This is a genomic window from Mucilaginibacter aquaedulcis (genome assembly GCF_030409325.1).
Taxonomy (GTDB): Bacteria; Bacteroidota; Bacteroidia; order Sphingobacteriales; family Sphingobacteriaceae; genus Mucilaginibacter; species Mucilaginibacter aquaedulcis.
On the sequence record NZ_JAUFPR010000002.1, the window covers coordinates 1,744,598 to 1,756,431 of the forward strand.

The window sequence follows — 11,834 nt, forward strand, 5'->3', positions numbered from 1 at the left end:
TAATACAGATAGCAAGCAGAACAAAAAAATCTAATCTTAGTGTTTCAAACATCAAAATCAGGAATTAAATAAAATTGCATCAGCAACCCCGGTTGTATACAAAAAGATTAAGCAGCGTAAAAATCCATCACTCTCGTCAGAGAAATTCCGCATCTCTAAACTTCAAAAAAACATCCGGGTCATCATCAAAAAAAGGAGAGGTGGCCTGTTCTTTGCCGCAATCATTTGATATTAAAAAAACACGAACAGCTACCTGCCCCGGCTGGTTAAAATTCAGAGACCGGAATTTTCCTGTCGCACAAAATTTCCTGAAGAATTATAAAACCAACCCGGTAATTTTTTGAAGAGTTGCTTTAGTTTTTCGCCATTAGATTTCATAACCCCTACCCCTATTTTCATGTCGGATTTTGAGAGCCGTAATTGAAGTTGATTTTTTATAAACATTTAAAAACCGCATATTGTATTAACTGTAAAACCAAATCGCCATGAGCATTAAAACAATCGTTATAATAGTGGTCACTATTTTACTCACCGCGGCCTTCGCACAAAACACAGACAAGGTTCCGTTCTCTTTTTTATTCGCCAACTTTTATGTTTCAAAACTGGGCATGATGGCAACCGTAGCGGTGGTAGCATTTATTTTGGGCATCATGGTTGGCCGGCCCAAGAAAGCAAAATTTGATATTGAGGGCTACCATGACAACATCCGCAAAAAGGAAGGCCCTAATACACTAAGCGACGAAGACCGCGATTACATCAGCTAACACTATCTAAACACCATGGAAAATAAAATTGGATTTATAGGCCTCGGAAACATGGGTATCCCGATGGCCAAAAACCTCATCAGCGCGGGTTACCATTTACAGGTTTACAACCGCACCATCTCCAAAGCCAACGAGCTCGACCAGACCAAAATCACCAGGTGCCAAACCCCTGCCCAGGCTGCCTCTGGTGTACCCATTGTGATCACCATGCTTGCCGATGATGAGGCCTTGCGAGAATCGGCTGTAGCTGATCACGGAATTTTAAAAACGCTACAGCCAAATGCTGTGCACATTTCCATGAGCAGTATCCTGCCTCAAACTGCCGAACATCTTACCCTGCTCCATGAACAAGCAGGGAACTTTTACCTGGCAGCACCAGTGTTTGGCCGACCAGATGCGGCCGAGGCTCGTAAGCTTTGGGTATGTGTATCGGGCAAGCAGCAGGCAAAGGAAATTGCCAAACCGGTGCTGGATAAACTTGGTCAGGGCATCATAGATTTTGGCGAAACTCCGGGCGGTGCCAACGTGATAAAAATTGCCGGCAACTTTATGATCATGGCTTCCATGGAGATGATGGCCGAGGCTTACACCCTTGCCGAGAAGAGCGGACTGAACCGCGCACAGGTGGCCGAGTTTTTTGGCTCTACCTTATTCAACGCGCCCATATTTCAAAACTATGGTAAGCTCATTGCAAACAAGGAATACGAGCCGGTAAGATTCAAGTCGGAATTAGGCTATAAGGACGCGCGCCTTGCGTTTAAACTATCGCAGACAAGCAACACACTCCCATGCCGCTTGTAAACGCCGTACACAGCCGCTTATTAAGCGCCGTTGCAAAAGGATGGGGAGAGACGGATTGGGTGGAAGCCATTACCCGCGGAGTAAGTGAAGACGCGGGAGTGTGATTTTTTTATTTGGAATTTCGGATGTGCGATTTCGGATTTATTTGATTTGGGAGTTTTACAATTTCCATCGTTCACAATGATCAGCTAAGAAGTGAATTATTACAAAGGAGGCTTACGAATTTTTAAAAACTTCGTAAGCCTATTGAAACTACGCGAAGCGATGTCCTGAGAAGCGAATTACAAAATCCGAAATAGCACATCCGAAATCACAAATCAAAATAAATCCCAAATCAATTATACATCGTAAAAAACTTCGTTCTCCGCTTCCAGAAAACTCAGGTCGGGGGTTTGCTCAAATATGCCGAACACTGATGCCCCGCTCCCGCTCATACTGGCGTAAATTGCACCGGCTTCATAGAGCGATGCTTTAACGCCCCGTATCTCTACATGATTTTTGAAGATGGTATTTTCAAAATCGTTTTTGATCAACTTTCTCCACTCGGTAATAGGTTCTGCAATCAGCTCCAGCAGCGAGTCTTTAGGCATGGCAGGTTTGATGCCGCCAAAAGCTTCGGCGGTTGAAATGTGAACATCGGGCATTACCAAAACAATTTTGTATTTGGAGAGGTCGAGCCGGATGGTTTCAAACTCATCGCCCTTTTCAAAAGCAAACACAGGTTTACTCTCAATGAAGAAAGCACAATCGGCACCAAGCTTGCGGGCGTAGTTGGTCATGTCATCAACAGACAGCCCGAGCTTAAACTGCTGATTCATGAGCTTGATAAAAAAAGCGGCATCGGCCGAACCACCGCCCAGTCCCGCGCCTATCGGAATATTTTTGTGCAGGTGAATTTTCACCGGCGGCAAATGCGGATAGTCTTTTTTGAGCATGTGGTAACCTTTGATGCAAAGGTTATCTTCTACCCTGCCGGGAATGTCCAAACCTGATGATGTAAAACTCAGCTCTTCGCCCGCTACTACCTCAAGAGCATCTTTGATGTTGATGGGATAAAAAATGGTTTCCAGATTATGATAACCGTCGGGCCGGCGTTCGGTAATGTTGAGGCCAATGTTTATTTTTGCGTTCGGAAACAAAATCATATAAAGAAGTAATTAACACGGCATCTATTTTTAAACAACCGTAGGATACCAAAAGTAGATTATTTTTCTTTGTCCCGAAATTGTTCGTTGGTACATCGGTTCATTAGGGATTTCAAACCCTGAGCATATTATCCGGCTATTCAACAACAACTCACTATTCAAAAAACAAAAAAATGAAACAGTATCTCGATTTGATGAGGCATGTATTGGAAACCGGCGCGCAAAAGCACGACAGAACCGGAACCGGTACCGTAAGTGTGTTTGGCTACCAGATGCGTTTCAACCTTAAAGATGGTTTCCCGATGGTGACCACCAAAAAGCTGCACCTGAAATCTATCATCCATGAACTCATCTGGTTTTTGAGCGGCGACAGCAATATTCGCTACCTGCAGGAAAACGGTGTACGCATTTGGGATGAGTGGGCCGATGCCGATGGCAACCTTGGGCCGGTGTACGGTGTTCAGTGGCGATCATGGCCAACTCCCGATGGCGGCCACATTGACCAGATAGCCCAGGTGGTTAACCAGATCAAAAATAATCCCGACTCCCGCCGCATGATCGTATCGGCATGGAACGTTGCCGAGGTAAACCAGATGGCCCTGCCACCCTGCCATAGCTTGTTTCAATTTTACGTGGATCCGGCCAACAAGGAAAAAGGCGAAACCAGGGGAAAGTTGTCATGTCAGTTGTATCAGCGCAGTGCAGATATATTTTTGGGCGTGCCCTTCAACATTGCATCCTACGCTCTGCTCACCATGATGGTAGCCCAAGTGTGTGATCTGGACTACGGCGACTTCATCCACACTTTTGGCGATGCTCACCTATACAACAACCATATGGAGCAGGCCCACCTGCAATTGAGCCGCGAACCGCGCCCGCTGCCTACCATGAGGATCAACCCGGAGGTAAAAGATATTTTCGGTTTTAAATTTGAAGATTTCACTTTGGAGAACTATGATCCGCATCCGCACATCAAGGGTATTGTTGCGGTGTAGGCTTATCAATTCAATGGCATTTCTATTAAAAAAATTGTAAATTTGAGCATGACATCGGTTCAAATAAAAAATGAAATACAAAAGGCACTTGACCAGGTACCCGAAACTGTATTACAAGATATTTTAGATTTTGTAAAAGAACTTCAAACACAAACACCCGAGCAAATCAAACTCACCAATAATTTTAAAAAAATATTATTGGAGGATAAAAGCTTATTACAAAGGCTTGCTCAATGATCGATTTAAAAACAACGCTAATAATACACAATATTTTAATCGAAAAATTTGGAGGTGTTAAAGGCATAAGAGATCAGGGCGGATTAGAAGCTGCTATAGCCAGACCAAACGCAACCTTTGATGGACAGGATCTATACCCGGATGCAACTGATAAGGCCACTGCCATTTTTGAAAGCATTATAATTAATCACCCATTTCTTGATGGAAATAAAAGAACAGCTTACACCCTATTACGTTTAACGCTTCTTGAATTTGAAATTGATATTATTGCGACTGAAGACGAAAAATATAGCATGACAATAGCGGCCAGCAAGGGAGAACTAACTTTTGATGGTATAAAGTTGTGGTTAGTTGAACACACTACACAATCAAAATGATTACTTTCAAACGAATGAACAATTAAATGACCGTATCTATCATAGTAGCCATAGCCAAAAACAATGCTATAGGCAAAAACAATAAGCTACTTTGGCATTTGCCGAAAGATCTGAAGCATTTTAAAGATGTTACTACCGGGCACACCGTTATCATGGGGCGTAAAACTTATGATTCTGTTGGCAAGCCCTTGCCCAAACGCCGCAACATTATTATAACCCGGCAGGCTATCAGCATTGAGGGCTGCGAAGTGGTGAGTTCTGTTGAGGCTGCTTTGGCCCTTTGTGCAAATGAGGAAGAGGTGTTTATTGTTGGCGGTGCCGAGATCTACAAACAGGCCCTTCCGCTTACCGATCGTATTTACCTCACCATTATTGATCATGATTTTGATGGTGATACGTTTTTCCCGGAATTAAATGACCAAGACTGGAAAGAGACGGAGCGCGAAGACTTTGAACCCGACGAAAAAAACAAGTACACCTATTCATTCATCACACTACAGCGGCGGTAACATTTTCTGTCATCAAATTGTTTTAATTTAAAATTTCAGGGTTGCGAAATTTTATTAGATTTGCCGTCTTATTGAAAAAAAGCTTATAAACTAATTAATTACATATAAAAATTCGATGCAAGGTAAAGGGGTTATTAAATTTTTTGCCATTCTGTTAGCCGCGGTATGCTTGTACCAGCTATCATTCACGTGGGTGGCACGTAAAGTTGAAAGTGATGCCAAAGTATATTCAAAGGGTGATCCGGAGAAAGAAAAAGCTTATCTGGATTCTATGTCTTCACAACCGGTATATCCGTTGTTCAAACACAATTATCAGTACGTAAAACAAAGAGAACTTGCACTGGGCCTCGACCTAAAAGGTGGTATGAACGTTACCATGCAGATCTCTCTTGACGAACTGGTAAGGAAAATCGCAAACAACAACCCTGATCCGGTATTTAACCAGGCTCTGGAAAATGCTGACAAATTGCAGGCTGACGCTAAGACTACTCAGAAAGATTATATCGCGTTATTTGTGAGCGAGTATGAGAAACTGAATCCTAACGGTAAACTTGCCGCTATCTTTTCAACAAAAGACAATCAGGATCACTTAAAGTACAACGCTTCAAACAGCGAGGTTCAGGCTTACCTGAAAGATCAGGCAAACACTGCGGTTAAACAATCATACACCGTTTTGAATACCCGTATCAACCAGTTTGGTGTAACCCAGCCTAACATCCAGTTAGAGCAAAGTTCAAACCGTATCCTGGTTGAGTTACCTGGTGTAAAAGAGCCTGAGCGTGTTCGTAAACTTTTACAAGGTTCGGCCAAGTTAGAGTTTTATGAAACTTTTGATAACACTGAAGCTTACCAGTACCTGATCAACATTGACAACCTACTGGCTGCAAAAAACAAAACCGCTAAAGCCGACTCATCAAAAACAGCTGCTACTACTGCCGCTGCAAAAACTGATACTGCTGCTAAAGCCGGTTCGTTGTTAAGCAAAGTTCAAAAGAACGCTGCTAAAGATACTTCTGCTGCCTCATTGGCAAGCAAAACTCAATTGGCATCACAACACCCGCTGCTTTCAATTATGCAGTTAAACCTGGGTACCGACAGAAACGGTCAGCAGGCATTAGGCCAGGGCCCGGTTGTTGGCTACGCTCCATTGAAAGATACCGCCAGGGTTAACGCTTACCTGAACAGTGCCGATGTAAAATCAGTAGTGCCACGTAACGTGAAATTCTTTTGGGAAGTAAAACCTTTGAAAGATGCTAAAGAGAAAGCATTTGCTTTATACGCTATCAAATTAACCGGAGCAGAAAACGGCCCTGTGTTATCAGGCGATGTGATCAACGATGCTAACTCTGACGTTGACCCTAAAGGCAGCCCGGAAGTAAGAATGGTGATGAACTCACAAGGTGCCGAAAAATGGCGCACCATTACTGCCGAAGCATCATCAGGTACCAACAAAAAAGCTATCGCCATTGTATTGGACGATAACGTATACTCTGCCCCTACCGTTCAAAACGAAATTTCAGGTGGTGTATCTTCTATCTCTGGAAACTTCACTATTGAAGATACCAAAGATTTGGCCAACGTATTAAAAGCCGGTCGCTTACCGGCACCTGCTCACATCGTGTCAGAATCTATCGTAGGTCCGTCATTAGGTCAGGAAGCTATTAATGCCGGTGTTACCTCAAGTATTTTAGGTTTAGTAGTTGTATTGATATTCATGATCGCTTATTACAACCGTGCAGGTACTGTAGCGGTGGTAGCGGTAATCATCAACATATTTTTCCTGATGGGCGTATTAACCAGCTTAGGTGCTGTTTTAACATTGCCAGGTATTGCAGGTATCGTATTAACCTTAGGTATTGCGGTTGATGCCAACGTATTGGTTTATGAACGTGTTCGTGAAGAGCTTGCCCTTGACAAATCGTTAAGAATAGCTATAGCCGATGGTTTCAAACACGCGTTGCCTTCAATCCTCGATTCACAGATCAGTACATTCTTAACTGGTTTAATCCTGTTCATCTTTGGTTCGGGCCCTATTCAAGGTTTCGCTACCACATTGATGATCGGTATCATTACCTCATTGTTCTGTTCATTACTTATTTCAAGGGTTATATTTGAGTGGATGCTTGACAAAGGCTGGGATATCAAATTCTCAAACCCTTGGAGCTCTCATACATTTAAAAATGCCAACTTCAAGTTTGTAAAAAACCGTTTCAAATTCTACATCTTCTCAGGTGTGTTCATCACTGCCGGTTTGATCTCTATATTTACCCGCGGCTTTAGCTACGGTGTGGATTTTGAAGGTGGCCGTAACTTTATCGTTAGCTTCCCTAACAAATCAGTTACTACCGAAGCTATCCATGATGCTGTTGATGCTACTTTAGGTCGCAGTACTGAGGTTAAAACTATGGGCGAAGACAAGTTCAGTATCACTACTAACTACTTGTTCAGCGATAACACCATATCAGGTGATAACAAAGTTAGAACCGCGCTGATCAATACACTGAGCAGCAAACCAGAAACCAAGATCACTGATAAAAACATTTTAGGTGGATCAAAAGTAAGTGCCACTATTGCCGATGAGTTAAAAACATCAGCTATCTACACGGTGTTGTTTGCCATATTTGTTATATCGGCTTATATTCTGATCAGGTTCCGTAAATGGCAGTTTAGCTTGGGTGCGATGGTTGCAACAGCGCACGATGCCCTGCTGGTATTATCGTTCTTCTCTTTATTCCGTGGCATCCTTCCGTTCTCACTGGATATTGACCAGGCCTTTATCGCGGCTATCCTGACCGTTATTGGTTACTCAATTAACGATACAGTGGTAGTATTTGACAGGATACGTGAGTTCCTGGAACTGCACCATGCTAAAACAGATGATCCGGAAGTTGTAATTAACCAGGCTATCAACAGCACACTGAGCCGTACCATTATTACCGCGTTAACTGTGGTATTCGTACTGATCGTGTTGTTCATATTTGGTGGCGACGTAATTAAAGGTTTCTCGTTCGCATTATTGATCGGTGTGATCTTCGGAACATACTCTTCTATCTGCGTAGCTACGCCGGTTATTGTCGACTTCGGTAAAAAAGATCTGAGATAATTAAATTTCAATTATACTTCACAAGGCCCCAAAGCATATTTGGGGCCTTTTTTGTTTTAAAACATAGCAGGCTATGTAGTTGATATAGAAAGGGGCACGTTTGTTGTAATGCTGTAGTGAAACAATACAACCTGCTCTATGAATTTAACAAACAGCTCAAAACTCCCACTGGTAGTTATTATAGGCGGAGGCTTTGGCGGCCTTGAGGTAGCCAAAAAATTAAAGGATAAGCCCGTTGATGTTTTAATGCTTGACAAGCATAATTACCATACCTTTCAGCCACTTTTATACCAGGTTGCCATGGGTAGCCTTGAATCAGAGTCAATAGCGTTCTCATTGCGTAAAAATTTCGCCAGTCAGAAAAACTTCCGTTTCCGGATTGCCGAGGTTACAAAAATAAATGCTGACAGCAACACTTTAGATACTACCATAGGTCCTGTTGCCTACGATTATCTGGTAATTGCTACAGGCTCCACCACTAACTTTTTTGGTAATAAGGACATTGAAAAATTTTCGATGCCCATGAAATCTATTCCCGAGGCGCTTAACCTGCGTTATTCCATTTTACAGAACATAGAGGAGGCCTTGCTTAAACCAAGTAAAGAAGAACGCGATCCCTACCTCACTTTTGTGCTGGTGGGCGCTGGGCCTACCGGTGTTGAACTTTCAGGCTCACTGGCCGAATTACGCAACCATATCCTTACCAAAGATTACCCGGAGCTAAAAAAGGAGGATATGAAAGTATACCTGGTTGATTTTTTACCAAAGGTATTGGCCCCATTTTCTGACGAAGCATCACATGCTGCCAAACAGTTTTTAACCAACATGGGTGTTGAAGTACTTTTAGGCATGAAGGTAGAGAGCTATGACGGCGATGAAATGAAATTTGAAGGAGGCAAGGTGATCCGCACCAAAAACGTGATCTGGAGCGCAGGTGTTATGGGTGTAGTACCCGAAGGCATTGACGAGGATATGATTGAGCGCGGCAACAAGATCAGAACTGACAATATCTGCCGTGTAATTGGCACCAGCAATGTATTTGCCATTGGCGATGTCGCTGCCATGATAACCAAAGAAACACCCAAAGGCCATCCCGGTGTGGCCCAGGTAGCCATACAAATGGGGCAGCACGTAGGTACTACTATTATGCAACTGATCAACGGCGAACCAACCTCGCCTTTTAAATACAATGATAAAGGATCGTTGGCTACCATTGGCCGGAATAAAGCCGTTGCCGATCTGGGTAAAATAAAGTTTCAGGGATTTTTTGCATGGTTGGTTTGGATGTTTGTACACCTGATATCGCTTTTAGGTGGCCGTAATAAGGTGATCGTGTTCATTAACTGGGTATCAAGCTACATAACCTATAATGGAGGCACCAGGCTTATCATTCGCAAATTTGAACGTGAAGGGCTAACTGAGGATGCACATTTACCCAATACGGTAGATTAGTTTTTTGAGTTATGAGTTGAGTGTGATAAGTTTTGAGTTGTTAGTAAAATTGATGAGTTTTAACTTATTGTTTTTTAACTCAGCACTCAAACTCACTACTCCAAACCTAATGAACATAAAAATAACCGAATGTCCGCGCGATGCCATGCAGGGTTTGCATGATTTTGTACCTACAGCTATTAAAGCGGCCTATATTAACCTGCTGTTACAGGTAGGTTTTGATACTATTGATTTCGGGAGCTTTGTATCGGCTAAGGCCATACCTCAATTGCAGGATACCGCTGAGGCGCTTCAAAAACTGGATATGAGCAGTACCAGATCAAAACTGCTGGCTATCATAGCCAATTACCGTGGTGCCGAAGAGGCGGTTAAACATGAGGAGATCACTTATCTTGGTTACCCTTTCTCCATATCTGAAACTTTTCAGCTGCGCAATACCAATACTACCCTGCCCCAGGCTTTTGACAATGTAAAAAGAATAAAAGAGCTGTGCCAGGCCAGCAACAAGCAACTGCTTGTATACCTGTCTATGGGTTTCGGCAACCCTTATGGCGATGAATGGGGTACCGGAATTATAGAACAATGGACAGAACGCCTGACCCGGGAAGGCATCATTAACATAGCCCTTGCCGATACCATCGGCATTGCCGAAGCCGAACAGATCAGCGGTATTTACCCCGACCTTTGCAATAAATTTCCGGAAACAGAATTTGGCATCCACCTGCATTCTACACCAAATTCCTGGCAACCCAAAATAGATGCGGCCTACAAAAGCGGCTGCAAACGTTTTGATGTAGCATTAAAAGGCTACGGAGGCTGCCCCATGGCAGCAGATGACCTCACAGGCAACATCGCTACCGAAAACCTGATAGCATACCTTCAATCACAAAACGAGCCCCTGCAGCTTAATTTAACTAAATTTCAGGAAGCTATGGATTACTCTGCTAAAGTGTTTGGGTAAATCTGCACATTTGCTATGCAACTGATTTAGCTGCTTTGCCTACTTTAGCTTTTACAGTTTTATCGAAGTTTTCCATTACCAGCACTGCTGCACCTATCAGCTCCGCATCAAAACCGAGTTCAGATACCAGCAGTTCGGTACCGCCGGCAAGCCGGGGGATGCAATATTTATGCAGGGCCTGCTGAATAGGTGCCATTAATATCTTGGCAACTTTGGCTCCACGACCGCTTAATACAATAATTGCCGGGTTCATGATATGGATCAATATAGCCAGGGCCTTACCAATTTTATATCCCGCGTCTGACAGCAGTTCAATAGCAAATTGATCGCCGTTATTAGCAGCTTCGAGCAATGCATCACCCATCAGTTTAGAGTGATCATTACTATTATATTTTAAACTGGTGATACGCCCCTGTTTAATGCCCGCTATAGCCTTTTGAGCAACTACCAGCATAGAAGCCTCGGCCTCCAAACAACCGCGCTTACCGCACTCGCAAAGGGCCCCATCTTCAGATAGTGGGATGTGGCTCAACTCGCCTGCAAAGCCATTATGACCCCTGAACAATTTACCGTTAACGATCATCCCCAGGCCAATACCCCAGCCCAGATTGATCACCATTACTTCGTTCTGAGCTTTGGCAATGCCAAACTTTTGTTCGGCAAGCGCAATCAGGCTCGAGTCGTTATCAATATAGGTGGTGATACCTGTTTTAGCGGTTAAATAGGCGGTTAAGCTTTGTCCACCTGCATCAAGATAAGTATAGTTTATACCCTCGGTAACGTTGATAAATCCAGGCATACCGATGCCTATACCGGCAATTTTTTCTTTGGCAATACCCGAGTTTTTGATATACGTATTGATATAGTCAATCAGGTGAACAAGCGCATCGGGGTTGTTCAGCAGTTTCAGCTCAGATGTGAACATATCGGCAACCGGGTTGTTCAGCAGATCAAAGAGCTGAATACGTGCCGTAAGCTGATCCAATGCAATAGCCAGCACATACATGGCATTTGCCTTTACAGAGTACATGAGCGGGCGGCGGCCACCGCTTGAAGGGGCATAGCCGTCCTCAACTACAAAGCCTTCGTCCATTAATTCATTTACAGCCTTAGCTATTGATGGTATGCTTTTATCAAACAACTCGCTCAGCCCCGCGCATGACATAGCTTTATTAAAATAAAGCTTTTTAATAATCATATTCTTTAGCTGGCTGCCCTTTACACCTTTATTCTCAAGTTCCATTCAATAGTTTAATAACTGGTTTACAACAGGCAAAGCCTTAGTGTTTTGAATTGTATAAAAATATAAATAAAGTAATTAACTACAACTGTAATTATCACAGTTAGTAATGTTTGGTAAACCGACAAAATTACTAAAACAATTGCTTTGGAAAGTAAAAAAACATACTGCGGTATCGTCTAAAATCGTCAGCCGCTCCATTAATTATGATATTGCTTAAAAAATCCAAGAAATAAATCCGAGCCGGCAG

At 43.1% G+C, this 11,834-nt stretch carries 11 protein-coding genes; 9 read left to right on the top strand and 2 right to left on the bottom strand.

Annotated features, from left to right (window positions below):
* Nucleotides 1-485: 485 nt before the first annotated feature.
* Both QWZ01_RS11595 and QWZ01_RS11600 read left to right on the top strand, forming a co-directional pair.
* The gene (locus tag QWZ01_RS11595) at nucleotides 486-764 is read left to right on the top strand and encodes a LapA family protein (protein WP_290323491.1); all 279 of its coding nucleotides are present in this window, start codon (nucleotides 486-488) and stop codon (nucleotides 762-764) included.
* A gap of 15 nt (nucleotides 765-779) precedes the next feature.
* On the top strand, nucleotides 780-1,565 hold the full coding sequence (locus QWZ01_RS11600; RefSeq protein ID WP_290323492.1) for an NAD(P)-dependent oxidoreductase: 786 nt from the start codon (nucleotides 780-782) through the stop codon (nucleotides 1,563-1,565).
* Between the two features lie 338 nt (nucleotides 1,566-1,903).
* Here QWZ01_RS11600 and ispE read toward each other — a convergent pair whose 3' ends face one another.
* Nucleotides 1,904-2,710, bottom strand: coding sequence for a 4-(cytidine 5'-diphospho)-2-C-methyl-D-erythritol kinase (ispE, locus tag QWZ01_RS11605; RefSeq protein WP_290323493.1), 807 nt, complete (start codon nucleotides 2,708-2,710; stop codon nucleotides 1,904-1,906).
* Between the two features lie 173 nt (nucleotides 2,711-2,883).
* Between ispE and QWZ01_RS11610 the strand changes: the two genes are divergently transcribed.
* The 7 genes from QWZ01_RS11610 to QWZ01_RS11640 all read left to right on the top strand — a co-directional run bounded on the left by QWZ01_RS11610 (nucleotide 2,884) and on the right by QWZ01_RS11640 (nucleotide 10,344).
* Nucleotides 2,884-3,705, top strand: a complete 822-nt coding sequence (locus tag QWZ01_RS11610; protein ID WP_290323494.1) for a thymidylate synthase — start codon at nucleotides 2,884-2,886, stop codon at nucleotides 3,703-3,705.
* Between the two features lie 48 nt (nucleotides 3,706-3,753).
* Entirely contained in the window at nucleotides 3,754-3,942 is a 189-nt protein-coding gene (locus tag QWZ01_RS11615; protein ID WP_290323495.1) for a hypothetical protein, read from the top strand.
* Entirely contained in the window at nucleotides 3,939-4,319 is a 381-nt protein-coding gene (locus QWZ01_RS11620; protein WP_290323496.1) for a type II toxin-antitoxin system death-on-curing family toxin, read from the top strand. The genes QWZ01_RS11615 and QWZ01_RS11620 overlap by 4 nt, the downstream gene beginning before the upstream one ends.
* A gap of 26 nt (nucleotides 4,320-4,345) precedes the next feature.
* Entirely contained in the window at nucleotides 4,346-4,828 is a 483-nt protein-coding gene (locus tag QWZ01_RS11625) for a dihydrofolate reductase (protein ID WP_290323497.1), read from the top strand.
* A gap of 115 nt (nucleotides 4,829-4,943) precedes the next feature.
* Nucleotides 4,944-7,931 carry a protein translocase subunit SecDF gene (secDF, locus tag QWZ01_RS11630; protein WP_290323498.1) on the top strand — a complete coding sequence of 996 codons (2,988 nt, stop codon included), beginning with the start codon at nucleotides 4,944-4,946 and terminating at the stop codon, nucleotides 7,929-7,931.
* 138 nt (nucleotides 7,932-8,069) lie between these two features.
* The gene (locus tag QWZ01_RS11635) at nucleotides 8,070-9,383 is read left to right on the top strand and encodes an NAD(P)/FAD-dependent oxidoreductase (RefSeq protein ID WP_290323499.1); all 1,314 of its coding nucleotides are present in this window, start codon (nucleotides 8,070-8,072) and stop codon (nucleotides 9,381-9,383) included.
* Between the two features lie 109 nt (nucleotides 9,384-9,492).
* Nucleotides 9,493-10,344, top strand: coding sequence for a hydroxymethylglutaryl-CoA lyase-like TIM-barrel protein (locus tag QWZ01_RS11640; RefSeq protein ID WP_290323500.1), 852 nt, complete (start codon nucleotides 9,493-9,495; stop codon nucleotides 10,342-10,344).
* A gap of 13 nt (nucleotides 10,345-10,357) precedes the next feature.
* Here QWZ01_RS11640 and QWZ01_RS11645 read toward each other — a convergent pair whose 3' ends face one another.
* On the bottom strand, nucleotides 10,358-11,587 hold the full coding sequence (locus tag QWZ01_RS11645) for an ROK family transcriptional regulator (RefSeq protein ID WP_290323501.1): 1,230 nt from the start codon (nucleotides 11,585-11,587) through the stop codon (nucleotides 10,358-10,360).
* Nucleotides 11,588-11,834 lie beyond the last annotated feature (247 nt).

Coding starts and splice junctions, on each gene's coding strand:
- QWZ01_RS11595 (WP_290323491.1), top strand. CDS start 486: ATGAGCATTAAAACAATCGTTATAATAGTGGTCACTATTTTACTCACC.
- QWZ01_RS11600 (WP_290323492.1), top strand. CDS start 780: ATGGAAAATAAAATTGGATTTATAGGCCTCGGAAACATGGGTATCCCG.
- ispE (WP_290323493.1), bottom strand. CDS start 2,710: ATGATTTTGTTTCCGAACGCAAAAATAAACATTGGCCTCAACATTACC.
- QWZ01_RS11610 (WP_290323494.1), top strand. CDS start 2,884: ATGAAACAGTATCTCGATTTGATGAGGCATGTATTGGAAACCGGCGCG.
- QWZ01_RS11615 (WP_290323495.1), top strand. CDS start 3,754: ATGACATCGGTTCAAATAAAAAATGAAATACAAAAGGCACTTGACCAG.
- QWZ01_RS11620 (WP_290323496.1), top strand. CDS start 3,939: ATGATCGATTTAAAAACAACGCTAATAATACACAATATTTTAATCGAA.
- QWZ01_RS11625 (WP_290323497.1), top strand. CDS start 4,346: ATGACCGTATCTATCATAGTAGCCATAGCCAAAAACAATGCTATAGGC.
- secDF (WP_290323498.1), top strand. CDS start 4,944: ATGCAAGGTAAAGGGGTTATTAAATTTTTTGCCATTCTGTTAGCCGCG.
- QWZ01_RS11635 (WP_290323499.1), top strand. CDS start 8,070: ATGAATTTAACAAACAGCTCAAAACTCCCACTGGTAGTTATTATAGGC.
- QWZ01_RS11640 (WP_290323500.1), top strand. CDS start 9,493: ATGAACATAAAAATAACCGAATGTCCGCGCGATGCCATGCAGGGTTTG.
- QWZ01_RS11645 (WP_290323501.1), bottom strand. CDS start 11,587: ATGGAACTTGAGAATAAAGGTGTAAAGGGCAGCCAGCTAAAGAATATG.